The sequence below is a fragment of the Streptomyces sp. NPDC058246 genome, from assembly GCF_042881985.1.
Taxonomy (GTDB): Bacteria; Actinomycetota; Actinomycetes; order Streptomycetales; family Streptomycetaceae; genus Streptomyces.
In genome coordinates this window covers 21,280-46,175 of the sequence record NZ_JBHVWZ010000016.1, presented here as the reverse complement: position 1 = coordinate 46,175, position 24,896 = coordinate 21,280, and the positions used below count along the sequence as shown (strand labels likewise).

Below are 24,896 nucleotides of genomic sequence, written 5' to 3'. Positions count from 1 at the left end.
GCCGCCGCACCGGGCCCCGGTTCCAGCTCGCTAGATCCTGCTCTCGGCCGCCGTGTCGGCGGACAGTCGCTGGGCCGCGTAGATCGGAAGCACCGAGAGCAGGACGAGCACCGCCGCCACGACGTTCACGACCGGGGCCTGCTGGGGCCGGGTCATGTTGTTGAAGATCCAGATCGGCAGCGTCTCGATACCGGGTCCGGCCGTGAACGTCGTCACCACGATCTCGTCGAAGGAGAGCGCGAAGGCGAGCAGCCCGCCCGCCAGCAGCGCGGAGCGCATCAGCGGGAAGGTGACGTCGGCGAAGGCCCGGAAGGTGTCGGCACCGAGGTCCATCGCCGCTTCCTCGTACGACCCCGCCGTGCGGCGCAGCCGCGCCACCACGTTGTTGAAGACCACGACGATGCAGAACGTGGCGTGGCCGACGATCACGGTGAACATGCCGAGGCCGACGCCGAGCGGTTGGAGGACCGTGCTGAAGGCCGAGTTGAGCGCGATGCCTGTGACGATGCCGGGCAGCGCGATCGGCAGGACGACGACGAAGGAGATGGCGTCGCGGCCGAAGAAGCGGTGCCGGGCGACCGCGAAGGCGATCAGCGTGCCGAGGACGAGGGCGATGGCCGTGGCGCCGAGGCCGGCCTTGACCGAGACCCAGAGGGCCGCGCGGGCGCCCTCGTTCTGCCAGGCGACCGACCACCAGTGGAAGGTGAGCCCGCGCGGCGGCCAGCTGGCGCTGCGGTCCGGGTTGAAGGAGTTGACCAGGACGAGCGCGAGCGGGACGTAGATGACCGCGAAGCCGAGCCCGGCGGCGACGCGCAGCGCGATACGCGCGGAACGGGAGAGTTGCACAGCGGGCTCCTCAGAGGCTGCTCAGTGCGCCCGTGCGGCGCATCGCGAGCAGGTACAGCACGATGACGACGACGGGGACCGTGCCGAGCGCGGCGGCCATGGGCAGGTTCAGTTCGATGTTGGAGTAGACGAGGTTGCCGATGAGCTGGGTCTTGCCGCCGACGATCTGCACGGTGATGTAGTCGCCGAGGCTGAGCGAGAAGGTGAAGACGGAGCCGGCGGCCACGGAGGGCAGGACCATCGGCAGCACCACCGAGCGGAAGGTGCGTCCGGGGCGCCCGCCGAGGTCGGCCGACGCGTCGAGCAGGTTGGCGGGCAGCTGTTCCAGTGCCGTGTGGATCGGCAGGATCATGTACGGCAGCCAGAGATACGTCAGTGCGATGACCGCCGCGGGCAGTCCGAACCCGGGTCCGCTCAGCCCGAACGGCTTCAGCATCCAGTCGGCGAGGCCTCCCTGGGACAGGATCAGCCGCCAGGCGTACACCTTGACGAGATAACTCGCCCACAGCGGGGTGAGGATGGCGACCACGAGCAGCGGGCGCCACCGCGGCTTGGCGATGCGGGCCGTGTAGAAGGCGACCGGGAAGGCGATCACCGCGCACAGGGCGGTGACCGCGAGCGCGACGCCGATGCTGCGCAGGATCACCTGCCGGAAGACGGGGGTGGTGAACAGCGCGTGGAAGTTGTCCGTCGACCAGACCTTCACGACCTCGGAGGTGAAGGAGTCGGTCGTCCAGAACGCCGAGACGAACAGCACGGCCAGCGAGCCGAGGTAGAGCACGGCCAGCCAGAGCAGCGGCGCGGTGAGCAGCAGGGACAGCCGCAGCCGTGGGTGTCGGTGCAGGGTCCCGGCGAGCCGCCGGACGGGGGACCGTCCGGCGGCCTGCGCGGTGGTGGTCATCGGTGTGTCAGCCCTTGATCTCGGTCCAGGCCTGGACCCACTTGGCGTACGGCACGCACTTCACGTCGGTGCGGCCGTCGAGGCACTGCTCGATGGGCGTGTTCCAGAAGGCGATGTTCTTCCAGTAGCTCTCGTCGGCCGCGTGGAAGGTGCCGCAGAAGGACTTGTCGCTGGTCTGGGCGCATGCCTTGGCGTTCGAGGGGGCCTCACCGAAGTACTCGGCGACCTGGGCGTTCACCTTCGGCGAGATGATCCAGTCCATCCACTTGTAGGCGCAGTTGGGGTGCTTGGCCTTGGCGGAGATCATCCAGGTGTCCGACCAGCCCGTGGAGCCCTCCTTGGGCACGAAGGCCTTCACCTTGGCGCCCTCGCCCTGCGCGAGGTTGGCGATGACCTGCCAGGTGGTGCCGACCACGGAGTCGCCGCTCTTGAAGGCGGAGATCTCCTTGAGGTAGTCGCTCCAGTACTCCCCGACGTTCGCGCTCTGCTTCTTCAGCAGGGCGACGGCCGCGTCGAACTGCTTCTGGTCCAGCGCGTAGGGGTCCTTGATCTTCAACTCGGGCTTGGTTGCCTTGAGATACAGCGCCGCGTCGGCGATGTAGATCGGAGAGTCGTACGCCGTCACGTGCCCCTTGTACTTCGAGGCGTCGTCGAAGACGGCGGACCAGGAGGTCGGGGCGGGCGTGACCTTCTGTGTGTTGTACATGAGCAGGTTGGCGCCGCGGCCGTGCGGGATGCCGTACATCTGGCCGTCGACGGAGTTCCAGGCGCCCTTCTTCAGGCCGCTGAAGACGTCCTTGTAGTTCGGTACGAGGTCCGTGTTGACGGGGGCCGCGTCGCCGGAGGCGATGAGCCGCAGGGAGGCGTCGCCGGAGGCGGAGACGGCGTCGTACTGGCCGGTCTTCATCAGCTTGACCATCTCGTCGGAGCTGGCCGCGACCTTGGAGTTGACCTGACAGCCGGTCTGCTTCTCGAAGTCGGAGACCCAGTTGACCTTGGGGTCGTTGGAGCCGTCCTCGACATAGCCGGCCCAGGCGATGAGGTTGACCTGGCCCTCGGTCTTGCCGAGCTTCGACTGGGCCTTGAGGTCAGGGGGGTTGAGGCCGGTGGCCGAGGAGGCGCCCGTGTCGGACGAGCCGCAGGCGGAGGCCGCGAGGAGCACCGCGACGGCGGCCGCGGCGCGGAGGGTTCGGGTGAGGCGCACGACGTTCTCCATACGTAAGGGGCGTGGGGGTCAGTGAGCGTCGGGGACTTCGAAGGTGTGGCGGCGGTGCCACTGGAGCCGGACCCGGGTGCCGCGGTAGGCGGCGACGTCCTCGGAGGAGGTCTCCAGGTTCTGCTGGAGCGCGGTGAGGCGCCCGCCCGCGTCGAGGTCGACGAGGAAGCGGGTGGAGTCCCCCAGATAGACGACCTCGGCGACGGTGCCGGTGGCGGTGGAGTGCTCCGGCTCGTCTGCCTCGGCGGACTCCTTGAGGACCCGGATCTTCTCGGGCCTGATGCTGTACGTGCCCGCGGCGCCGACGATCTGTCGCGCGGACTGGCCGTCGAGCAGGTTGGAGGTGCCGACGAAACCCGCGACGAAGGGGGTGGCGGGCCGTTCGTAGATCTCGGCGGGGGTGCCGACCTGTTCGATGCGGCCCTGGTGGAAGACGGCGATGCGGTCGCTCATCGTCAGGGCCTCCTCCTGGTCGTGGGTGACGAACACGAAGGTGATGCCGACCTCGCGCTGGATCGCCTTGAGTTCGACCTGCATCTGTTCGCGCAGCTTGAGGTCGAGGGCGCCGAGCGGTTCGTCGAGCAGCAGCACGCGCGGGCGTCCGACGAGGGCGCGGGCGAGCGCGACCCGCTGTCGCTGCCCGCCGGAGAGCTGGCTCGGGCGCCGCTTGCCGAACCCTTCGAGGCGTACGTCGGCGAGCGCCTTGCGGGCCCGTACCAGCCGCTCGGCCTTGGGCACCTTGCGGACCTTGAGGCCGTAGGCGACGTTCTGCTCCACGGTCATGTGCGGGAACAGCGCGTAGTCCTGGAAGACGGTGTGCACGTCGCGCTCGAAGGGGGCCAGCCCGGTGACCTCCTGGCCCGCCAGTTCGATACGGCCGGCGGTCGGGGCCTCGAAACCGGCAATCATCCGCAGGACGGTCGTCTTGCCCGATCCGGACGGGCCGAGCATCGAGAAGAACTCGCCGTCGGCGATGTCCAGGTCGACTCCGGCCACGGCCGTCGTCTCACCGAACGCCTTCCGCAGGCCCTGGAGCCGGATCGCCATTCCCTCCATGGGCGGGGAACCTTTCTGATGCATGGACACGTTGGAACGCTGCCGGAAAGATATGAAGCCATAGTTCAAATCTCAAGACCCCTTTAGAGTAAAGGTTGAGTCAACGCACAAGGTGGTGGCCGTGAAGCGGCACGCGAGTAGCAATGTCGACGGCATCCGGAGAGCCGTCTTCACCCCCGTGGACAACCGCGCCCGGGTCGAGACGGTCGTCCACCGGCTCGGCGACGCCATCGAACTGGGACTGCTCGCCGACGGGGAGCAGCTGCCCGGCGAGATGGAGCTGGCCGGACAGCTCGGCGTGTCCACGGTGACCCTGCGGGAGGCGTTGATGGCGCTGCGTCAGCAGGGTCTGGTCACCACCCGCAGGGGGCGTGGCGGCGGCAGTTTCGTGTCCCTGCCCGACGTCCCCGGCGAGGAGCGGCTCAAGACCCGGCTGGCCGGCTGGAGCACCGAGGAGCTGCGCGATCTGGGTGACCACTGGGCCGCCGTGTCCGGAGCGGCCGCCCATCTCGCGGCGCAGCGCACCGAGCCGGACGACCTCCAGCCGCTGCGGCGCACCCTCGGCGAGTTGAGGTCCGCCCAGGACGCGGCGGCGCGCAGCCGCGTCTACGGCCGGTTCCATGTCGAACTCGCCGCGGCGGCCCAGTCCGCCCGGCTGACCCGCGCACAGGTCGCGCTCCAGACCGAGGTGGGGGCGTTGTTGTGTCTCGTGCTCGGGGACGACGAATATCGTGAAGAAGTCGCCGACCGTCACCGCTCCGTAATCTCCGCGGTGCAAGATGGGGCCCACGATTCGGCCAGAGCGCTGGCCGAGCGGTGCGTCCAGGACTCGACGGCGCGGCTCATCGCCCTGCGCCTCGCGATGCCGCGCACCGCGTCCGGTCCCCGTCCGCTGGAGGGCACCCATGAGCAGGAGCCCCGGCAGCCCGACGGGCGCCGCGGCGACGCTTGAGGCGACACCGGAGGCGGCCGTCGCCGCCCAGGTCCGCCGCACGCTGGAGGCCGTCTTCGAGGCGGTCGCCGAGACCCGATCCGATACGGCGGCCCTGCTCACCCGGGTCACCCCGCGGGGCCGGCGCCCGGCGACCGTGGATCTCGCCGCGCTGCGCCCGGGGCTCCATCTCCGGCTCACCCGGCAGGAGCTGGTGTCGGGCGTCGGGTTCGTCGCGGCGCCGGGGCTGCTAGGTGACGTACCGGCGTGGCTGGAGTGGTGGCAGCAGGGCGCCGACGGGGACGTACGACCGCTGCTGCTCGACCTCGATCCGCGGCACTCGGCGTACTCCGACTACACGCACTGGGACTGGTTCGCCCTCCCCCGTGACACCGGGCAGCGCGCGGTCGCCGGCCCCTATGTCGACTACCTCTGCTCCGACGAGTACAGCCTGACGCTGTCCGCGCCCGTGCACGTGGAGGGCCGGTTCGTCGGGGTCGCCGCGGCCGACGTGTATCTGCGGCACTTCGAGGCCGCCGTCGTCCCGCTGCTGCAACGGCTGCCGGGGGCCGCGCACTTGGTGAACGCGCGCGGGCGCGTGGCCGCGTCCGCCGATCCCGCGCATCTGGCCGGATCGCTCACCAAGGGGCCGGACTTCGGGGCCGTACTGACGGGAGCGCGGAGCGCGCGGCCCGCCGACGGGATGCGGCTCGTCCCGTGCGACGGCGTTCCGCTGGTGCTCGTGGTGCTGGACGACTGAACGTGGGGGACGGTACGGCCGGGCGGGCTCAGACTGCGCGCAGCTCCGCCGCGCCGTTGCGGGTCTTGCGTGCCCTGCGGGGTCCGGCCGCCGGCGCGTTCCGCGCCTCACGCAGGACCAGCGTGATCCGCGTATAGCCCATGTCCTGAAGGGTCTTGGGCGTGTCGTCGACGATCCGGCAGTCCGTGCTGCCCCAGCGCGGGTCGGGGTGCACCAGCGGCCGTACGGCGCCGTCGTGCTCGACGGCGCCCGGGCCCACCGCGCGGATCCAGTGCGGCAGGCCGTGCCGGTAGGCGGCGTCCATGATCGGGTCCTGGGCGATGTCCCGGCGGATCGACTGGAGTCCGCGGTCCTGGCCGTGCCGCTCCACGGCGGCCGCGAAGTGGGCCAGCATCGGCAGGCACCAGCTCGACTCGTGCTCGCCGAGGATCGTGGCCGCGTCCGGATGGAACAGGACGAACCGCAGGAAATTGTCACCGGGCATGGCCGTCGGATGGGGGCCGACGCCGTCGAAAAGTGTCTCGAACGCGGCGTTGGACAGGACGACGTCCCAGCGGTGGTCGAAGACGACGGAGGGGAAGTGGACGGCCTCCAGGAGGGCGGCGTAGTCCTGGAGATACGCCTGAGCCTGGAGGCTCTCGGGGACAGGTCGCGGCTGGGACCGCTGCCTTCCTGCCTGGTACGCCATCGGGAGGTCACCCCTCTTGCCTCTGCGGCCTTCACGCGGCGCCCCGATCCTGCTGCCCAAGAAGTAGCCGTGTCAACTATCGTGGCATTTGGCTCCTGTTGACGGCTGAATCTCGCCACAGTTGTGGCGAGACCTGGATGTGAGTTCGAGCGAGGGGCTAGTCTCCCGTTGGTTCCCGACCTTCGTGTCCGGGGTTCCCGACCTTCGTGTCCGGATGATTCCTCACCTTCGTGTCCGGATGATTCCCGACCTTCGTGAGAGCGACCTGAGAGAGACGTAGGAGACCTGTCGGTGACGGATGGCTTCGAAGTTCCGGGCGCCACGGCGACGGTTCTGCTCCAGGCCGTCGTGGCCCGGGTCACCGCACTCGCCGACCGGCTCGGCGTGGACCAGGCCGAAGTCTTCGACGTCAAGCGCCTGTCGGCCGAGTCCGGCGTCCCCGAACCCGTGGTCAAGGCCCTGCTGAACGGCCGGCCCGCCGGGGAGCCCGATCTGCAGGCCCGCTTCCTGCAACGCCTGGACCTGCTGCGCCGCACCCGGCTCAAGCCCAACGGACGCCGGTACACCCAGCAGGAGATCGCCGACGGCGCCGGGATGTCGCGCCAGCAGGCGGGGGCCCTCATCAACGGCGACCGGCGCCCCACCATGGAGCACTGCGACGCCATTCAGCGCTTCTTCCGGGTGCACGCCGGTTTCCTCACGGCCGAGGACGCCGAGGCGCTCGTGGGTGCCCTGCAGCGCTCGGAGCAGGAACTCCTTCAGCGGCTCGCCGATCGCGAGCGCGCGGCGGCCTCGGCCGCGGACGACCCGCTGGAGCGGCTGCTCCTGGACCACGGCGTCCGCGGAATCGCCTGGCGGGCCGCTCAGTTGCCCACCGACCAGCACCGGGACAAAGTCGCCGAGTGGCTGGACATGCTCCTGGAGAGCGTCAAGCGGCCCGAGTCGTGAGCCGGGGGAGAACTGTGGGCATCGGAAGGGACATGCGCCGCCTGTGCGGCGAGTTGGTCGCGGAGCTCTCGCTCCCGGCACCGGCGGAACCCGCCGCCCTGTACGCGGCGCTGTGCGACGCGATGAGCAGACGCCGGGGCCGTCCCGTCCAGTTCCGTACGGCCGCCTTCCCGCCCGGCACCGCGAGCGGGCTGTGGCTCGACATGGCCGAGCAGGACCTCGTCGTCATCGAGGAACGCACCGCGCCCGACCACCAGTTGGTGATCCTCGGCCATGAGCTGTGGCACATGAAGGCCGGGCACTGCAGTCACCACGTCGAGGGCGCGGCCGTCGCGGCGCGCTTATTGAGCGACAGCGCGGATCTTCAGGCGACCGTCCTGAAGGTGGCCGCGCGTACCCGCTTCGACCTCGCCGACGAGAAGGACGCCGAGAGTTTCGGTCTGCTGCTCGCCAGCAAGTGCCGTACCTGGCTGGCCGGTTCCTCCCTGCGCGGCCCGGTGCGGCGCGACGGGCTGGCCGGCCGCATCGAGGCGTCCCTGGGCTATCGCGGGCCCCAGGGCTGAAGGCCCTCGCGCACATGGACGGATCCAGCTACTACTTCCCGGCCGTCGCCATGGGCGCCGCCATCGCGTTCAAGGGGCCCGCCCTGATCCGCGGCCGGCGCGACCCGCTGATGCGCTCCGTGGGCGTGCTCCTCGCCCTCGCGGGCCTGGTGTTCCTCTTCGCGGCCCCGCCGACCATCGCCGAGGTCAACCATCTCACCGGAATCCCCAACATCTCGGCGCCACTGGTCTATTGCCTGCTCAGCGCCTTCAGTGCGTCCTGCCTCGTGCTGATCATCAACTGGCGGGGCGGGCCGCCCGAGGTGACCCGCAGGCTCTCGCGCCGCTGGATCGCCGGGTACGCCGTGGTGGGTGTGGCGCTGATCGTGCTGTTCGCCCTCGGGGACGCCCCCGAGGAGCGCCTGCGGGACCTCGACACGCACTACGCCAACACGCCGTTCATCCGCGAGATGATCGTGCTCTACCTCGCGTCACTCACCGTCGCGGGCGTCGCGATGAACATCATGTGCTGGCGCTGGGCGGTCCAGGTGCACGGCTGGCTGCGCGCCGGCCTGCTGGTCATCGCGTTCGGCTCGCTGTGCAACATCCCTTACGCGGCGGCCAAGTTCACCGCCGTGGTGGCCCGCTGGAACGGCGGGAACCTGGACGGCCTGAGCACCGATCTGGCCCCCGTGCTGGCGTCCGTCGGAGCCCAGCTCACCGCGATCGGCTTCTGCCTCCCGCTCGCCTGCCGGCGCATCGGGGACAGCTGGAACACCTGGTCGACGTACCGACGGCTCGGGCCGCTGTGGCGCGAGCTGAAGCCGCTCTCCGCGCACGAGGACCGCGCGGTACGGATCTCCTGGTGGTCGGCCGCCGAACTCCAGGTCACCCAGCGGGAGTCCGACATCCACGACGGCATGCTCAGTCTGTACCCCTACTTCGACTCCGAGGTGCGCTCCCACGCCTACGACACGGCCCTGGCGGCGGGCTCCTCGCCCGCCCAGGCGCAGGCCGAGGCGGACGCGGCGATGGTGACGGCGGCGGTGCGAGCCCGGGCCGCCGATCCGGAAGGCAGGGTCATCAGCTCGGCGGAGGCGGCCACCGCCCCGACGACATCCACCGACGGTCCCCGCGACCTCGTGCGGATGTCCATCGCCCTGCGTCAGTCACCCGTCGTCGCGGCCGCCCGGGGGCGCGCCGCGACCAGGTCAGAGAGCGACTCCCATGAACGAACCAGCTAGCACGTCCCGGGACTCGGACACACCGAGCAGACCCACGGATGCCCCTCGGGACACGGACTCGTCCGGCGAACCCGACGCCACCTCCCGGGACGCGGTACCGGGCAGCCCGCGTACGGGCTCGCGGCGGGCCGTCGTGGTGGGCGGGGGGCTGGCCGGGCTGTTGGCCGCCGCCGCCCTGCACGAGTACGCCGACGTCACCGTCGTCGAGCGTGACGTGCTGCCCGACGGGCCCGAGCCGCGCAGGGGGCTCCCGCAGGCCCGCCACGCCCATCTGCTCTGGTCCGGCGGCGCCCGTGCGATGGAGGACCTGCTGCCCGGCGTGACCGACGCCTGGCTCGCCGCCGGCGCCCGGCGCGTCCCGCTGCCGACCGGTCTCGTCTCGCTGTCGGCGCAGGGCTGGCTGCGGCGCTGGCCTGAGATGGAGTTCATGATCGCGTGCAGCCGGGATCTGCTCGACTCCGTCCTGCGCGCCCGCCTCGCCGAGAAGCGGCGCGTCACCGTCCTCCAGCGCACCGAACTGCTCGGCCTGGAGGGCAGCGCCGCCCGGGTGACGGGCGTACGGGTGCGCACGTCCGGCGGCGAGGAACGGGTGCTGGAGGCCGATCTGGTGGTCGACACCTCGGGGCGCGGTTCCCGGGCCGCCACCTGGCTCGACGCGCTGGGCGTGCCCGAGGCGCCGATGGAGGAGGTGGACTCCGGACTCGCGTACGCCAGCCGGATCTTCCGCGCGCCCGTGGGCGCCGAGGACTTCCCCGTCGTCAACGTACAGCCGGACGCGGCGCAGCCCGTGCCGGGCCAGTCCGCCACCCTCGTGCCCATCGAGGGCGGGCGCTGGCTGGTGACGCTGTCCGGCACGCGCGGCGGCCAGCCGACGGACTCCGCCGACGAGTTCGCGGCGTTCGCGCGCGGTGTCAGACATCCGATCGTGGGCGAGCTGATCGCCGGCGCCGAGCCGCTGACGGACGTCGTACTCACCCGCAGCACGGTCAACAGGCGGCGCTTCTTCGAGAAGGTGAAGGACTGGCCCGAGGGGTTGGTGGTGATCGGCGACGCCGTCGCCACGTACAACCCGGTCTACGGGCACGGCATGTCGGTGGCCGCACAGGGCGCCGTGGCGCTGCGCGGGCTGGTGGCCGAGCACGGGCTGACGGCGCCGGGACTCGCGCGGCGGGCGCAGCGTGCCGTGTCCCGTCCGGTGTCGACCGCCTGGGAGCTCGCCACGGGCACGGACATCCGTTACCCGGAGGCGATCGGCAAGCAGCCTTCCGGTGCGCAGAATCTGCTCGGCCGCTATGTGAACCGGCTCATGCTGACGGCGACCGGACGTCCCCTGGTCACCCAGGCACTGCTCACCGTGATCACCCTGTCGGGCCCGCTCGCCGCCCTCTTCAAGCCCGAGGTCGCCCTCGCGGTGCTCCGCGGCCCCCGACTCCCGCTTCTGACCGAGCCCCCGTTCACGCACCGGGAACGGGCCATGGTCGACACGGCCGAGTCACCCGCCAGAGGCTGACACCGGTCCTCGCGGGAGCGAGCGGACGTCAGGTCGCGCTGCGTTCGCTCGCCTCCTGCAAATCCCGCTCCACCGCGCGGTTCTGGGCCGTGTCCGGCTGCCCGGCCGCGCTGCCGGGGCGGCCCGCGCGCAGGAGTTCGCGCCAGTGCTCGCGGCTCCAGTCGGCCGGGCTGGTGGTGCGCGTGAACTCCTCGACCAGGGACAGGAAGCGCGCCGGGTCGCTGTGGAAGGGGAAGTGGCCCGCGCCCTCGAAGATCTCCAGCCGGCTGCCCGGCATGGCCTGGTGCGCCCCGTACGCGTGCCGCACCGGGACCACGCTGTCACGGTCGCCCCAGAGCAGCATCGTGGGCATGCCCTCCGTGAGATAGCAGCGGTCGAGCATGGTGACCACCTGGCCGCGCCAGTCGACGACGGCACGCAGCGTGCGGATGAAGGCACTTCGGGAGGTCGCGTCGGGCAGCGCGTCCACGAGGGTCAGCAACTCCGGGGCGTCCTGGCCGAGATCGGTGTCGAGGAGCCTCATCAGACGTGCGAACAGGCCGACTTGGAAGCGCATGCCGGGCAGCCGCAGCGTGGCGAGCATGAGGTGGGCGCCGGGCAGCGAGACGGCCCGCAGGACGGGGTTGACCTCTCCCCCGACGCCGCCCGCGCTGACCAGGATGAGCCGCTCGGTGCGCTCCGGGAACTGGTACGCGAACTGCATCGCCACTCCCCCGCCCAACGAGTGCCCGACCAGGGTGGCCGACTCGATGCCGAGTGTGGTGAGCAGATCGCGCACCCCGTTGGCGTACGCCGCCACCGAGTAGTCGGCGCGCGGCTTGTCGGAGGCCCCGTGACCGAGGAGGTCCGGTGCGATCACCGTGTGGCTGCGGGCCAGGTCGGGGATCAGCTCCGCCCAGGTGGCCGAGGAGTCGCCTATGCCGTGGATCAGCACGAGCGCCGGGCCCTCGCCCGCCATCCGGTAGGCGCGCCGGTAGCCGTGCACGACGCGGTGGTGCAGGCGCAGTTCTCCGTCGCCCACCGAACGCAGCCGCAGGGTGCGCCGCGGATGCCGGTGCGGTACGTCGACCACGGGCTCACCTCCTGTTCCAGTCCGCCGTGAAGGCGGCTCGCAGACCGCCGTGAACGCGGCTTCCCGCCCGCCGAGCAGACGGCTCCAGCTCTTCTCTCCAGCGTAGGGCCCCTGTCCCACAAGGGATTTCCGTGAGGTTTCGCCTCCGCTAAGCGGGCGAACCTGGCCGCACCGAAACGGGATTGTCAGTGGCGGACGGCAAGCTGGAGTCACGTACTGCCATGCACCACTTCATGTACCGCCATGTACCGCTACGACAAGCCGACCCGGGGAGAGCCGTTCCGATGCCGACCGCCGTACTGACCGACCACGAACGCGCCGCCGTGCAGGCCTACCTCCGCCTCCTGAAGACCGTACGAGCCGCCTTCGACGGCCCGCCGGACGGTCGCCGACCACCCGTGGTGCCCCCGTCCGCGCTCGCCGAGGCGGAGCGGGCGCTGGCGGCGGCCGGGCTCGCGGGCAACGAGGAGGCGTTCTTCCGGCTGCTGCACACCTGGCACCCGGGGCCCACCGACAGGTGAGCCACGGCGACCGGCCCGGCTCGACCGGGTGCCACCACCACCGGGGCCGACCCGGACGGCAGCCACGGTGGTCACCGCCGGGCCTGGACGTGAGCCACGGTGATCACCGCTGAGTCCGGACGTGAGTCACGGTGATCACCGCCGGGCTTGGACGAGAGCGGTGATGACCGCCGGACCCACAGGAGGGAGCCCAGATGGTCACCGCCGGACCCCGCAGGGACCGCAGGGAGCCCAGGTGGTCACCGCGGGGCCGGCAGGGAGCCAACAGTGGTCACCGCGGCCCCGCAGGGAGCGCACGGTGGCCACCGACGGGGCTCAGAGGAGCCCACAGTGATCACCGCCGGGGCTCAGAGGAGCCCACAGTGATCACCGCCGGGGCTCAGAGGAGCGGCACGGTCACCACGGTCGCGAGCAGGCCCCGCTGGACGGTCCAGCGCCCGTCGAAGGCGCCGACGCGCTCGCCGTCCACCAGCGGCCCCGGCACCAGGAGTTGGGCGCGGAACCGCCCTGACAGGGCGGTTCCGCCGGACGCGGGTCCCTGGACGATGTCGATGTCCGCCTCGGAGAAGTCCAGCCACTTCCGGGTGAGCGGGAACCACGCCTTGTACACCGACTCCTTGGCGCTGAAGAGCAACCGGTCCCAGTGGACGGTGGGGTTCTCGGCGCCGAGGCGGTCGAGGCGGCCCACCTCCGTGGGCAGGGCCACGGCGTCGAGGACGCCCTCCGGGAGCGCCAGGTGGGGTTCCGCGTCCATGCCGAGGGAGGCGAGGTCGGTGGCGCGGGCGAGCGCGGCGGCGCTGTAGCCCTCGCAGTGCGTCATGCTGCCGATCACGCCCTGCGGCCACTGCGGCGCTCCGCGCTCGCCCGGCAGGACGGGCCCCGGGGGCACGCCGAGTTTCTCCATGGCGCGCCGCGCGCAGGCGCGCACGGTGGTGAACTCGCGGCGCCGCTTCTCCACGGCCCGCGTCAGGAGCGCCAGCTCCTCGGGGTACAGGATCGCTCCCTCGGCCCCGTCGTCACCGTAGCTCTCCACGGCCACGACCGACTCCGGGAGCAGCTCCTCCATCACCGGCTCCGACCTCCATCGGCAGAATGCGGCGCAGCGTGCCCGGTGTTCCCGGTCGTCTGCGCCATTCACGGGGGTAGCCCACCGACACTTCTTCGAACCGGACACCTTCGTGCCAGGTGGTCCGCGGGATGTGGAGATGACCGTAGACCATGGCCTCGACACGGAACCTGCGGTGCCAGTCGGCGGTCAGCCGGGTGCCGCACCACATCGCGAACTCCGGGTAGCGCAGGATGTCCGTCGGGTGACGGTCCAGCGGGTAGTGGTTGACGGGGACGACGGGCAGATCGTCGGGCAGCTCGGCGAGCCTGCGCTCGGTCTCGGCGACCCGGGCCCGGCACCAGGCGTCGCGGCTGGGGTAGGGGTCGGGGTGCAGCAGATGCTCGTCGGCGCAGATCACCCCGGTGCCCTCGGCGTAGGCCAGCCCCTGTTCCTTGGTGACGCAGCCGCGCGGCAGGAAGGAGTAGTCGTAGAGCAGGAAGAGCGGTGCGACGACCACGGGTCCGCCGGGGCCCTCCCAGACCGGATACGGGTCCTCGGGGGTGATCACGCCCAACTCCCGGCACAGAGCCACCAGATGCTCGTAGCGGGCGACGCCGCGCAGCTGCACGGGGTCCGTGGGGTGTGTCCACAGCTCGTGGTTGCCGGGCGCCCAGATCACCTTGCGGAAACGGCCGCTGAGCGTCTCCAGCGCCCACCGGATGTCGGAGACGGTCTCGCTGACGTCACCGGCCACCAGCAGCCAGTCCTCGTCCGACTCGGGGCGCATCTTCTCGACCAGGTCACGGTTCTCGGCGTATCCGATGTGCAGATCGCTGATGGCCAGCAGGTTCCCATGACCGCCGTCTGTCGGCCGCACTCGTCACCCCCGTAGAAAACGAATGGCAACACAAGAACACATGCGCCCGCCGCCGGACAAGGAGGCCCGGGGGCCGCCGTTCGGGAATCCGTAACATCCCTGTAGCAGCACGGGACTCCCGCGCCCCCTATGATCGCCCCAACACCACCGCCACGAACCTGTTCCGGCGTACGGCGGCTTGGTGTTCCTCCCATTCCCCTGGCCGGGCACGGCCTGCTCCGCCGTGCCCGCGAACCGTGAAAGGCGGCCTGCATGGGCTCTCGCGTACGCGTCTGGCTCAACCGCACGTACGCGGAGAACGTGTTCTTCATGGATCAGCTGCGAAGTAATCCGCAGCATCGCGCGGTCGAGATCCATGCCACGCACGGCGACCCGGACTCCCCTGTGCTGGCCGCGGCGGACACCGCCGAGATGGAGCCGGAGGGCCTGTCCCCGCGTGCCTACGTCGAGTACGCCCTCGACCAGTGCGCGCGTCGCTCGGTCGACGTGTTCGTGCCGGTCCTGCACCAGGCGGCCGTCGTGGCCCATCGCGCCGAGTTCGCGGCGCAGGGTACGGCCCTGCTCGCGCCGGCCGCCGAGGCCGTGGCCGTCTTCCACGACAAGGCCACCGCCTACCAGGCCGTGCAGGCGGTGGGCGTGCCGGTGCCGCCGTGGTGGCGGGTGCGCACCGAGGAGGAGCTCGTCGCGGCGGTCGAGGAACTGGAGTCCGCGGGTCACAAGGCGTGCTTCAAGCCGGCCGCGGGGGCGGGCGGTGTGGGCTTCCGCGTGATCACGCGCGCCCCCTTCTCGCTCGCGCACCTCAACGGATTTCCCAGCCCGTACGTGCCACTGAGCCTGGTCGCGGAGGCGGTGCGGGCGGCCGAGCACCCCGTCGACTGGCTGGTGATGCCGCTCCTGGACGAGCCGGAGGTGTCCGTCGACTGCCTCACCGGACCCGATGGCCGGGTCCGCCTGGCAGTGGGCCGCACCAAGAACGGCCGGCGCCGCGGATTCACCCTCCACCCGTCGTGGATCGAGCCGGCGCGACTGCTCGCGGAGGCGTTCGGGCTGCACTATCTGACGAACATCCAGTTCCGCATGTACGGCGACAAGCCGGTCCTCATGGACGTCAACACCCGTCCGGCGGGCGGACTGCACCAGCTCGCGCAGTGCGGCGTCAACGCCCCTTGGGCGGCCGTGCAGTTGGCGCTCGGCGAGGAGACGGGCGAGCTGGTTCCGCCGTTCCTCGGGCAGGACTACGCGGTGGTCTCGGGCCCCCGTCCGGTGCGTCCGGTGTCGTTGCCGCAGCAGCGGACCGACACGCCCGTGGCCCCGCTGCCCGCCGTGCCGTCCCCGGCAGCGGTACCGGCGGCGGAACCCGCGTCGGCGCCCGCCGCCGCCACGGAAAGCGCCACCGCCGCCGCCATCGCACCCGCCTAGTCCTCACTCCCCCCTCCCCCTACCGGTCTGGACCAATTCTCGCTCAGCGTCTTGACAGCGAGATTGGTCCATACCAACTTGGTTGCGCACCTCTCAGCACTCCCGAACACCCCCATTTCCGCAGGGAGATCGCGTGCGCATCACACACCTCAGACGTTCCAGACATCGCTTCTTCGCTCTCCTCGGCACCGCCGCGCTGGCCCTGGCCGGAGCGGTCGCCCTCCCCGGTACGGCCCAGGCCGCCAACATCCTGACCAACCCCGGCTTCGAGACGGGCGGCCTCTCCCCCTGGTCCTGCACCGGGAACCTGGGCTCGGTCGTCTCCTCCCCCGTGCACGGCGGCTCCAAGGCCCTCGCGGGGGCGGTGAGTTCGAGCGACAACGCACAGTGCAGCCAGACCGTCTCCGTCCAGCCGAACACGGCCTACACCCTCTCGGGCTGGGTGCGCGGCAGCTACGTCTACCTGGGCGTGGACGGCGGTTCCTCGACCTGGACGACGTCCCCGTCGGCGTACAGCCGGCTCAGCGTGTCCTTCACGACCGGTGCCTCGCAGACCAGTGCCAAGATCTACGTCCACGGCTGGTACGCGCAGGGCACCTACTACGCCGACGACGTCAGCCTGGACGGTCCGGGCGGCGGTGGCGGCGGCTCCGACACCCAGGCGCCGACCGCGCCCACGAACCTGACCTCCACCGGCAAGACCTCGTCCAGCGTGTCGCTGTCATGGGGCGCGTCGAGCGACAACGTCGGCGTGAGCGCGTACGACATCTACAGCGGCTCGAACCAGCTGCTCAGCGTCTCGGGTACGAGCGCCACGGTCAGCGGGCTGTCGGCGAGCACCGCCTACACGTTCACCGTGAAGGCGCGGGACGCGGCCGGGAACACCTCGGCGGCCTCCAACTCCGTGAGCGTCACGACGGACGCGGGCAGCGGCGGCGGCACCGGCTTCAAGCAGGCCGCTCCCTACCTCTACCTCGGCTGGGGCGATCCGCCGAGCGCGACCTCGGTGATGAGCTCGACCGGGATCAAGTGGTACACGATGGCGTTCATGCTCGACTCCGGCGGCTGCAACCCCGCCTGGGACGGCAGCAGGCCGCTGACCGGCGGCAACGACCAGACCGTCATCAACCAGATCCGCTCCGCGGGCGGTGACATCGTCCCGTCGTTCGGCGGCTGGTCGGGCAGCAAGCTCGGCGCCAACTGCTCGTCGGCGAGCGCGCTCGCCGGCGCGTTGCAGAAGGTGATCAACGCGTACGGGCTCAAGGCCATCGACATGGACATCGAGAACACGGACGAGTTCGAGAACGAAGCCGTCCAGGCCAAGATCCTGACCGCGCTGAAGACCGTCAAGGCCAACAACCCCGGCCTCAGGACGATCGTCACGTTCGGCACCTCGACGACCGGCCCGACCTACTACGGCAACCGGCTCATCGAGCAGGCGCAGTCACTGAACGCCAACATCGACGTCTTCACGATCATGCCGTTCGACTTCGGCGGCGGCTCCGACATGTACGGCAACACGGTCAACGCCACCGAAGGACTGAAGACCAAGCTGAAGTCGACCTTCGGGTGGGACGACGCGACGGCCTACTCGCACATCGGCATCTCCGGGATGAACGGCCTGTCCGACCAGCAGGAGAACACGACTCCGGCCATCTGGACGCAGATCCGCGACTGGGCGAACTCGCACCACATCGCCCGGCTCGCCTACTGGGCGGTCAACCGCGACCGGCCCTGCCCCGGCGGCGGCGTGGTGAGCAACTGCTCCGGCATCAGCCAGAACAACTGGCAGTTCACCTCGATCACGGCCGGCTTCACGGGCTGAGAACCGGCTGACGGCCCCTCCACGGGCCGGACATCAGCCGACGGCAAGACGGTGCGGTGGGTCGTCCGGGGCTTCCGGGCGACCCACCGCACCACTGCGTCCACCCCCATGCCGTGGCAGGCATACTCACGAGGTGACGACCACGCCTTCCGACGCCAGTACCCCGCCGCGCGCCCGGCTGGCCACCTGGCCCACCCCCCTCGAACCCGCTCCCCGGCTGGCCGGCGCACTCGGTCTGGGCCCGGACGACCTGTGGGTGAAGCGCGACGACCTCACCGGTCTGGGCGGCGGCGGCAACAAGATCCGCAAGCTGGAGTGGACCTGTGGCGCCGCCCTGGCCAAGGGCGCCACCACCCTGGTGACCACCGGCGCGCCGCAGAGCAACCACGCGCGGCTGACCGCGGCTGCGGGCGCGCGGCTGGGGCTGCGCGTCGTACTGGTCCTCGCCGGGAAGCCGGGATCGTCGGCCGCCGGCAATCTCGCGCTCGACGGGCTCCTCGGCGCCACCGTCGTCTGGGCGGGCGACGGCGCGGGGCTGGAGTCGCGTTCCCGGGAGGTGGTCGAGGAGCTGCGGCGGCGGGGCGAAGTGCCGGAGCTGATCCCCTTCGGGGGGTCCAGCGCGCTCGGCGCCCGCGGCTACGTCGAGTGCGCGCGCGAACTCCTCGGCCAGGCCCCCGACCTGACGACCGTCGCCGTCGCGCTCGGCTCGGGCGGCACCATGGCCGGTCTCGTCGCCGAACTCGGCACCTCCCGCGTGCTGGGCGTGCACGTCGGCGCCGTCGCCGACCCCGCCCGCACGGTGTCGGACCTGGTCGCGGAGCTGTCCGGCGCGCCGTGTGCCCCCGACGCGCTGCGGCTGCGGCTCGACCAGGTGGGAGACGGCTACAGCACACTCACCGAACCGGTGATGAGCGCCCTGACCCTGGCCGCGCGCACCGCGGGCATCGTCCTCGACCCGATCTACACCGGGCGCGCGATGGCGGGACTGGTCGCGGCCGTGCAGGACGGCACGATCACGCCGGGGCAGCGCACCGTCTTCCTGCACACCGGCGGTCTGCCCGGCCTCTTCGGTCACCCCCCGACACTCGCGCGGGCGGAGGCCGGGCTCCTGAGCCCGCCGGACGCCCCCGCGCACGGGCCGACTCAGTGAGGGGAGGGCTGCGGGAAAGCGCCTACGCCAGGTACGCCAGGCCCGGATGGGCCGAGGTGTATCCGTCCACCAGCCTGCGCGCCACGTTCACGGAGTCCACCAGCGGGTGCAGCGCGAAGGCCTTCACCGCGGTCGTGCGCGAGCCCGACTCGGCGGCGGAAAGGACCTCCCGCTCCACCGCCTTGACCGCGCACACCAGGCCGGTGGCGTGGTCCGGCAGCGGTTCGACGGCGACCGGATGCGCGCCGTTGGCGTCGACGAGGCACGGCACCTCGATGACGGCCTCCGCGTCGAGCGGGCCCAGCGTGCGGCGGTTGCGGACGTTGAGGATCAGCGTGGTGCGCTCGTCGCGGGCGATGGCCCGCATCAGCGCGAGCGCGACCTTCTCGTAGCCGCCGGAGAGGTCGTCGGCGTCGCGTTCGCCCGCGCCGGCGGTCTCCCGGTTCTCGGACATGTACGTGGCCTCGCGCTCGGCGCGCGTACGGTCCCAGGCGGTCAGCGCACCGGCGTCCGGGCGCTTCATCTCCTCGTAGAAACGGGCCTGTTGGTCACGGAGGAAGGCACCGCGCGTCTTCTCCGCCTCCTGATAGGCACGGACCGCCTCGCGGTTGAAGTAGTAGTAGTGCAGGTATTCGTTCGGGACGGCGCCCAGGGACTGGAGCCACTCGGGGCCGAAGAGCTTGCCCTCCTCGAAGGAGCCGAGCAGCTGCGGGTCGGCGAGCAGGCGCGGGAGTTCGTCGCGGCCCGCGACGCGCAGTCCCCGTACCCAGCCGAGGTGGTTGAGGCCGACGTAGTCGATCCATGCCTCGCGGGGATCGGCGCCGAGGACCTTGGCGATACGGCGGCCGAGGCCGACCGGTGAGTCGCAGATGCCGATCACGCGGTCGCCGAGGTGACGGGACATCGCCTCGGTGACCAGACCCGCGGGATTGGTGAAGTTGATGACCCAGGCGTCGGGGGCGAGCCGGGCCACGCGCTGTGCGATGTCGACGGCGACGGGCACGGTGCGCAGGCCGTACGCGATGCCGCCGGCGCCGACCGTCTCCTGGCCGAGGACGCCCTGGTCGAGGGCGATCCGCTCGTCGGCCGCGCGTCCTTCGAGGCCGCCGACGCGGATCGCGGAGAAGACGAAGTCGGCGCCGCGCAGGGCCTCGTCGAGGTCGGTGGTGACGGTCACCTCGGGCGCGTCCGGCACGTCCGCGGCCTGCTCGGCGAGGACGCGGGCCACGGCGGAGAGCCGTCCCGCGTCCAGGTCGTGCAGCACGACGTGGGTGACGCGGCCCTCGGCGCGGTCCCCGAGGAGCGCCCCGTACACGAGCGGGACGCGGAATCCGCCGCCGCCCAGAATGGTCAGCCTCACGCGATTACCACCTTTGCAGTTCGTGCATCGACGCGGGGGACGCGGCGCGAGGTCACGCCACGACCACCCGTACGCCCGCCTCTTCCAGGGAGGACCGTGTGGCCGCGTCCACCGGCGCGTTCGTCACCACCACGTCCAGCTCCTCGGGTCCGCAGACCTTCGCCATCCCCGTCCCCGGGAACTTGGCCCGGTCGGCGAGCAGGACCACCCGCTCCCCCGCCTTGATCATGGCGCGCTTGACCGGTACCTCGACGACGGTGGTGTCCATCACCTGGCCGCCCGGCCGGATCCCACTGGTGCCGAGGAAGAGCCAGTCGGCGTGCAGCTGGCGCAGGTTGTCCTCGGTGAGGAAGCCGACCAGGGAGCGGTACTCGCGGCGGACCATGCCGCCGAGCAGCACCAGCTCTATGTCCTCGTCGTCCGCCAGCTCCTCGTAGACCACCAGGTTGCCGGTGATCACGGTGATCCGGCGGCCGTGCAGCTGCCGGGCCAGCCGGTACGCGGTGGTCCCGATGTCCAGGAGCACGGACTGGCCGTCCTCGACCAGCGACGCGGCCTTCGCGGCTATGGCGTCCTTCTCGGGCACGCGGACCTCGGCGACCTCGGCGAAGGGCTGGTCGCCCTCGTCCACGACCGCGCCGCCGTGCACCCGCGTGAGCAGGCCCTCCTCCTCCAGTTTCACCAGGTCGCGGCGGACCGTGGCGGGGCTCACGCCCAGTTGTTCGGAGAGATCGGTCACGGCCGCGGGACCGCCGGAGCGCAGGGCTCGCAGGATGAGTCGATGTCGTCGCTCTGCCAGCACGACGTGAACACTACTCGTCATCTTCAATCACTTCTATGCTCAGTTCTGCTCGGCCTTCGCCAAATCCCTGGGTGGCGCGCACAATCCTGTGCATCACTTGCAGACTTCTGACGAGAGGGCCCACCCGTGGGCGACGAACGGCCGACGTCCTGCTGCCGGTCGCGCTCGACTTCGCGGAGCGCTTCGCGGGGTGTGCTCCGGTATGAACCGTCGGGCACCGTCAGGCGTAGAAGCGCGACAGGCTCTGCAGGACGGCGGCGGGCTTCCCGCCGCCGTCGATCTCTATGATCCCGTCGACGGCGATCTGCACCCCGCCCGGCACGTCCTCCACCGAGGCGAGCTTCGCGACCAGCCGGATGCGCGAGCCGACCTTCACCGGTGAGGGGAAACGCACCTTGTTCAGGCCGTAGTTGACCTTCGTCGACACGCCCTCGACGTCCAGCAGCTCGGTGAAGAGCGGGATGAAAAGGGAGAGGCTCAGAAAGCCGTGCGCGATGGGCGCGCCGAAGGGGCCCTCCGCCGCCCTCTCCGGGTCGACGTGGATCCACTGGTGGTCGCCGGTGGCGTCGGCGAACGTGTTGATCCGCTCCTGGGTGATCTCGATCCACTCGCTGGTGCCGAGGTCGCTGCCCGCGAGCTTCCTCAGCTCGTCGAGACCGTTCACGGTGATGCTCACAGGGACTTCCTTGCTGACGAGTCGGTGGTGCCGTACCGGGTACGGACCTGGGCTTTGAGGAGCTTTCCCGAGGCGGTGCGGGGGAGTTCGTCCGCGACGACGACCGACTTGGGGATCTTGTACTTGGCGAGGCGTCCGGCGAGCGAGGCGAGGACGGCGTCCGGTTCCAGGGCGACGCCCTCGCGGGGGACGACGACCGCGCGCGGCACCTCGCCCCACTTGTCGTCGGCGACGCCGATGACCGCGCACTCGACGATGTCGGGGTGGGCGAGGAGCAGGTCCTCGATCTCGGCCGGGTAGATGTTCTCGCCGCCCGAGATGATCATGTCTTTGATGCGGTCGACGATGAAGACATAGCCGTCCTCGTCCACGCGTGCGGCGTCGCCGCTGCGGAACCAGCCGTCGGCGAACACGGCGGACGTCTCGTCGGGCAGCCCCCAGTAGCCGGGCATGACGTGCGGCCCGCGCACGACCACCTCACCCGTCTCCCCGACATCGACCGGCGTCAGGTCGGGCCGGACGACACGTACGTCGCTGAAGAAGTGCGGCACGCCCGCCGAACCCGCCTTGTCGACCGCGTGTTCCGCGTCCAGGAAGAGAGCGCCGGGCGCGGCCTCCGTCATGCCGTAGCCCTGGAGGAAGGTGAGCCCGCGCTGGTGGTAGGCGGCGATCAGCGGGGTCGGCACCGGCGAGCCGCCGCAGGTGAGGATGCGCAGTGCGGACAGATCGGCGTCGGCCCAGCGTGGATGGCGGGCCACCTGGTCGAACATGGTCGGCACGCCGAACATGAAGGTGATCCGGTGCCGTTCGATCAGGTCGAGGGTGGCCGCCGGGTCGAAGGACTCGACCAGCACGCAGGTCCCGCCCTTGAGGAGCACCGGCAGGGTGAGCATGTTCAGTCCGGCGGTGTGGAACAACGGGGCGCAGACCAGGGCGCGTTCGTCGGCGGTCAGGTCGTGGTCGACGAGGACGTTGACCGCGTTCCAGGTCAGATTGGAGTGGGTGAGCATCGCGCCCTTGGGCCGGCCCGTCGTGCCCGAGGTGTACATGATGATGCAGGTGTCGTCGGCGGTGACGGGCTGGTCGATCGGTTCGTCGGCGGCTCCGGCGATCAACTCCTCGTAGCGGGCGCCCACTTCGACGAACGTCCGGACGTCGGTGGAGCCGGGCAGCCCCGCGACGAGTCCGGCGAGCGACGGCGCGTACACCAGGGCCTTGGCGCCGGAGTCGCCCAGCTGGTAGGCGATCTCGGGTCCGGCGAGGCGGGGGTTGAGCGGCACGAAGACCGCGCCCAGCAGACCTGCGGCGAAGAGGGTTTCGAGGTAGGCGGGATGGTTGGGGCCGAGATAGGCGATCCGGTCGCCGCGGCGCAGGCCGAGGGCGCGCAGGGCCTGCGCGAGCCGGGTCGTGCGGGTGTGCAGCTCGGCGTAGCTGAGTGCGGTGTCGCCGTGGATCAGGGCGGTGCGGTGCGGGGTCTTGCGGGCCCGGCGCGCGGGCCATGAACCCAGTCCCTCATTGCGCATCTGTCTGCCCCCGTCCGTCATCGCGCATCTGTCTGCCCCCGTCCGTCATCGCGCATCTGTCTGCCCCTGTCCGTCGTCGCACGTGGGATGGCACATGGGGTGGCCCTTCACGGTGTGCTCAGGCCGAGCAAGCGGGCGGCGTTCTCCTTGAGGATCCTCGGCTTGACCTCGTCCTTGACCGGCAGCTTCGCGAAGTCGGCGAGCCAGCGGTCGGGGGTGAGGACGGGGAAGTCGGAGCCGAAGAGGACCTTGTCCTTCAGCAGTGTGTTGGCGTACTGCACGAGCTGGGGCGGGAAGTACTTCGGCGACCAGCCGGACAGGTCGATGTGCACGCCCGGCTTGTGGGTGGCGACGGCGAGCGCCTCGTCCTGCCAGGGGAACGACGGGTGGGCCAGGATGATCTTCAGCTGCGGGAAGTCGGCCGCCACGTCGTCCACGTGCAGTGGGTTCGAGTACTTGAGCCGGATGCCGCCCCCGCCGGGAACTCCGGCGCCGATCCCCGTCTGCCCCGTGTGGAACAGCGCGACCGTGCCGGTCTCCTCGATCACCTCGTACAGGTCGTACGCCACGGAGCGGTCGTTGGGGAAGAAGCCCTGGATGCTGGGGTGGAACTTGAAGCCCTTGACCCCGTACTCCTCGACCAGCCGACGGGCCTGCCTGACCCCGGCCTTGCCGCGGAAGGGGTCGATGGAGGCGAAGGGGATCAGCACGTCCGGGTTGGCGGCGGCGGCCTCGGCGACCTCCTCGTTCGGGACGGGCTCGGTGCCGGTGGCGGACTCCGCGTCCACCGTGAAGATCACGGCGGCCATCTTCCGCTCACGGTAGTACGCGGCCGTCTCCTGAAGGGTCGGCTTCCGCGTGCCCTCGACCTTGAAGTAGGCGGAGGAGGCGTCGTGCAGATCGTCGTCCAGGGAGGAGTGGCCCCTGGAGGACACCTCCGCGTGGGTGTGCACGTCGATCGCGACGAGTTCGCCGAGATCCATGGTGAGGGCCATCACGCCTCCGGCAGCTTCGGCGCGGGGATCCCGACGGTCTCCGGCTCGGCCCCGAGGGAGGAGTCCCAGACGTCGGCGAGGGTGTCCGGGGTCCAGCCGCCGTCGGCGTAGGCCGCCCTGGTCTCCTGCGGATGCGACCAGAGTGTCACCTTGTCGCCGCCGATACCGATGGCCTGCCCGGTGACCCCGCGGGCGGCCTCGGAGGCGAGGAACGGGACGAGGGCCGCGCAGTCCTCGGGGGTGCCGAAGCCCTCGCCCTTGCGCAGGAAGCCGGGCAGCGGCTCGCCCTGCCGCATCGCCTCGATGTAGGGCGCGAAGGCCGGGATGGTCTCGGTCATCGCGGTCGCCGCGACCGGCACGATCGCGTTCACGGTGATACCCGCGCGGCCCAGCTCCATCGACCAGGTACGGGCCATGGCGGCGATGCCCGCCTTCGCGGCGGAGTAGTTCGTCTGGCCGAAGTTCCCGCGCTGCCCGGCCGGCGAGCCGACCAGGATCAGGCTGCCGCCCTCGCCCTGCTCCCGCATCCGCACGGCGGCGGCGCGGGCGCAGGTGAAGGTGCCCTTGAGATGGGTGGTGATCACCGCGTCGAAGTCCTCGTCGGTCATCTTCCACAGGACCCCGTCGCGCAGGATGCCCGCGTTGGTGACCAGGATGTCGAGCCGTCCGAACTCCTCCACCGCGCGGGCGACGAGCCGGTCCGCGGCCTCGGCCGTGCCGACCGCGACCACCTCGGCCACGGCCCTGCCGCCGGCCTCGGTGATGGACTTCACCGCCTGCTCGGCCACGGTCTCGTCGATGTCGTTGACGACCACGCGGGCGCCGAAGGCCGCGAGGGCGTGTGCGTAGGCCAGGCCGAGGCCACGGCCGCTGCCGGTGACGACGGCGACCTTGCCGGTGAGATCGATGCTGGGCACGAGGGGTCCCTTCACATGGGTGCGGCTACGAGATCCACAGGGGGTGCGGCCGCTGGTTCCCGAGATAGT

Annotated in this window: 24 protein-coding genes; 10 read left to right on the top strand and 14 right to left on the bottom strand. The window is 71.0% G+C overall.

From position 1 onward, the window contains the following. Positions 1-30: 30 nt before the first annotated feature. The 4 genes from ACFVXA_RS23215 to ACFVXA_RS23200 are packed head-to-tail and all read right to left on the bottom strand — an operon-like array spanning position 31 to position 4,019. Positions 31-846, bottom strand: a complete 816-nt coding sequence (locus ACFVXA_RS23215) for an ABC transporter permease (protein WP_362019935.1) — start codon at positions 844-846, stop codon at positions 31-33. A 10-nt stretch (positions 847-856) separates the two neighbouring features. Next, the gene (locus tag ACFVXA_RS23210; RefSeq protein WP_383738642.1) at positions 857-1,747 is read right to left on the bottom strand and encodes an ABC transporter permease; all 891 of its coding nucleotides are present in this window, start codon (positions 1,745-1,747) and stop codon (positions 857-859) included. Positions 1,748-1,754: 7 nt separating this feature from the next. Next, positions 1,755-2,963, bottom strand: coding sequence for an ABC transporter substrate-binding protein (locus tag ACFVXA_RS23205; protein WP_390026316.1), 1,209 nt, complete (start codon positions 2,961-2,963; stop codon positions 1,755-1,757). 18 nt (positions 2,964-2,981) lie between these two features. Next, positions 2,982-4,019: an ABC transporter ATP-binding protein gene (locus ACFVXA_RS23200; RefSeq protein ID WP_362019926.1), complete on the bottom strand. Its 1,038-nt coding sequence runs from the start codon at positions 4,017-4,019 to the stop codon at positions 2,982-2,984. Positions 4,020-4,140: 121 nt separating this feature from the next. Here ACFVXA_RS23200 and ACFVXA_RS23195 point away from each other — a divergent pair, with 121 nt between their 5' ends. Next, on the top strand, positions 4,141-4,971 hold the full coding sequence (locus tag ACFVXA_RS23195) for a GntR family transcriptional regulator (RefSeq protein WP_362019922.1): 831 nt from the start codon (positions 4,141-4,143) through the stop codon (positions 4,969-4,971). Beyond that, on the top strand, positions 4,925-5,710 hold the full coding sequence (locus ACFVXA_RS23190; protein WP_362019919.1) for a cache domain-containing protein: 786 nt from the start codon (positions 4,925-4,927) through the stop codon (positions 5,708-5,710). Before ACFVXA_RS23195 ends, ACFVXA_RS23190 begins: the two co-directional genes overlap by 47 nt. Before the next feature lie 28 nt (positions 5,711-5,738). Here the strand turns inward: ACFVXA_RS23190 and ACFVXA_RS23185 are convergent, their stop codons facing one another. Further along, positions 5,739-6,398 carry a hypothetical protein gene (locus ACFVXA_RS23185; protein WP_383738648.1) on the bottom strand — a complete coding sequence of 220 codons (660 nt, stop codon included), beginning with the start codon at positions 6,396-6,398 and terminating at the stop codon, positions 5,739-5,741. 291 nt (positions 6,399-6,689) lie between these two features. On the opposite strand from ACFVXA_RS23185, the gene ACFVXA_RS23180 reads away from it, so the two are divergent. From ACFVXA_RS23180 to ACFVXA_RS23165, 4 genes are read left to right on the top strand one after another with little or no spacing between them, the layout of a single operon-like run. After that, complete coding sequence (locus ACFVXA_RS23180; RefSeq protein WP_362019913.1) at positions 6,690-7,346, top strand: helix-turn-helix transcriptional regulator; 657 nt, start codon at positions 6,690-6,692, stop codon at positions 7,344-7,346. Positions 7,347-7,378: 32 nt separating this feature from the next. Beyond that, positions 7,379-7,909: a toxin-antitoxin system, toxin component gene (locus ACFVXA_RS23175; RefSeq protein WP_362020445.1), complete on the top strand. Its 531-nt coding sequence runs from the start codon at positions 7,379-7,381 to the stop codon at positions 7,907-7,909. A gap of 14 nt (positions 7,910-7,923) precedes the next feature. Next, on the top strand, positions 7,924-9,132 hold the full coding sequence (locus ACFVXA_RS23170) for an MAB_1171c family putative transporter (RefSeq protein WP_390026313.1): 1,209 nt from the start codon (positions 7,924-7,926) through the stop codon (positions 9,130-9,132). Beyond that, entirely contained in the window at positions 9,116-10,642 is a 1,527-nt protein-coding gene (locus ACFVXA_RS23165; protein ID WP_390026310.1) for an NAD(P)/FAD-dependent oxidoreductase, read from the top strand. The genes ACFVXA_RS23170 and ACFVXA_RS23165 overlap by 17 nt, the downstream gene beginning before the upstream one ends. Before the next feature lie 28 nt (positions 10,643-10,670). Here the strand turns inward: ACFVXA_RS23165 and ACFVXA_RS23160 are convergent, their stop codons facing one another. Continuing rightward, positions 10,671-11,714, bottom strand: coding sequence for an alpha/beta fold hydrolase (locus tag ACFVXA_RS23160; protein ID WP_390026308.1), 1,044 nt, complete (start codon positions 11,712-11,714; stop codon positions 10,671-10,673). A gap of 284 nt (positions 11,715-11,998) precedes the next feature. On the opposite strand from ACFVXA_RS23160, the gene ACFVXA_RS23155 reads away from it, so the two are divergent. Continuing rightward, positions 11,999-12,235, top strand: coding sequence for a hypothetical protein (locus ACFVXA_RS23155; RefSeq protein WP_390026306.1), 237 nt, complete (start codon positions 11,999-12,001; stop codon positions 12,233-12,235). A gap of 379 nt (positions 12,236-12,614) precedes the next feature. On the opposite strand, the gene ACFVXA_RS23150 is transcribed toward ACFVXA_RS23155, so the two are convergent. Beyond that, complete coding sequence (locus ACFVXA_RS23150; RefSeq protein WP_390026304.1) at positions 12,615-13,304, bottom strand: 4'-phosphopantetheinyl transferase; 690 nt, start codon at positions 13,302-13,304, stop codon at positions 12,615-12,617. Further along, entirely contained in the window at positions 13,252-14,160 is a 909-nt protein-coding gene (locus ACFVXA_RS23145; protein ID WP_362019896.1) for a metallophosphoesterase, read from the bottom strand. The genes ACFVXA_RS23150 and ACFVXA_RS23145 overlap by 53 nt, the downstream gene beginning before the upstream one ends. A 252-nt stretch (positions 14,161-14,412) precedes the next feature. Here ACFVXA_RS23145 and ACFVXA_RS23140 point away from each other — a divergent pair, with 252 nt between their 5' ends. The 3 genes from ACFVXA_RS23140 to ACFVXA_RS23130 all read left to right on the top strand — a co-directional run bounded on the left by ACFVXA_RS23140 (position 14,413) and on the right by ACFVXA_RS23130 (position 18,554). Further along, positions 14,413-15,579, top strand: coding sequence for an ATP-grasp domain-containing protein (locus ACFVXA_RS23140; RefSeq protein WP_390026302.1), 1,167 nt, complete (start codon positions 14,413-14,415; stop codon positions 15,577-15,579). A gap of 133 nt (positions 15,580-15,712) precedes the next feature. Continuing rightward, positions 15,713-17,404: a carbohydrate binding domain-containing protein gene (locus ACFVXA_RS23135; RefSeq protein WP_362019890.1), complete on the top strand. Its 1,692-nt coding sequence runs from the start codon at positions 15,713-15,715 to the stop codon at positions 17,402-17,404. 133 nt (positions 17,405-17,537) lie between these two features. Continuing rightward, positions 17,538-18,554 (top strand): D-cysteine desulfhydrase family protein, encoded by a 1,017-nt coding sequence (locus ACFVXA_RS23130; RefSeq protein WP_390026300.1) that lies wholly within the window; start codon positions 17,538-17,540, stop codon positions 18,552-18,554. Positions 18,555-18,576: 22 nt separating this feature from the next. On the opposite strand, the gene ACFVXA_RS23125 is transcribed toward ACFVXA_RS23130, so the two are convergent. From ACFVXA_RS23125 to ACFVXA_RS23100, 6 genes are all read right to left on the bottom strand, one after another. Continuing rightward, entirely contained in the window at positions 18,577-19,914 is a 1,338-nt protein-coding gene (locus ACFVXA_RS23125) for a 6-phospho-beta-glucosidase (protein WP_390026298.1), read from the bottom strand. Between the two features lie 52 nt (positions 19,915-19,966). Beyond that, positions 19,967-20,716 carry a DeoR/GlpR family DNA-binding transcription regulator gene (locus ACFVXA_RS23120; protein WP_390026438.1) on the bottom strand — a complete coding sequence of 250 codons (750 nt, stop codon included), beginning with the start codon at positions 20,714-20,716 and terminating at the stop codon, positions 19,967-19,969. A 220-nt stretch (positions 20,717-20,936) separates the two neighbouring features. Beyond that, complete coding sequence (locus tag ACFVXA_RS23115) at positions 20,937-21,392, bottom strand: MaoC family dehydratase (protein WP_362019882.1); 456 nt, start codon at positions 21,390-21,392, stop codon at positions 20,937-20,939. Further along, the gene (locus ACFVXA_RS23110) at positions 21,389-22,915 is read right to left on the bottom strand and encodes a long-chain fatty acid--CoA ligase (protein WP_390026296.1); all 1,527 of its coding nucleotides are present in this window, start codon (positions 22,913-22,915) and stop codon (positions 21,389-21,391) included. The genes ACFVXA_RS23115 and ACFVXA_RS23110 overlap by 4 nt, the downstream gene beginning before the upstream one ends. 107 nt (positions 22,916-23,022) lie before the next feature. After that, complete coding sequence (locus ACFVXA_RS23105) at positions 23,023-23,898, bottom strand: amidohydrolase family protein (RefSeq protein ID WP_390026435.1); 876 nt, start codon at positions 23,896-23,898, stop codon at positions 23,023-23,025. A gap of 11 nt (positions 23,899-23,909) precedes the next feature. Further along, positions 23,910-24,827, bottom strand: coding sequence for an SDR family NAD(P)-dependent oxidoreductase (locus ACFVXA_RS23100; RefSeq protein ID WP_389465738.1), 918 nt, complete (start codon positions 24,825-24,827; stop codon positions 23,910-23,912). Between the last annotated feature and the right edge of the window lie 69 nt (positions 24,828-24,896).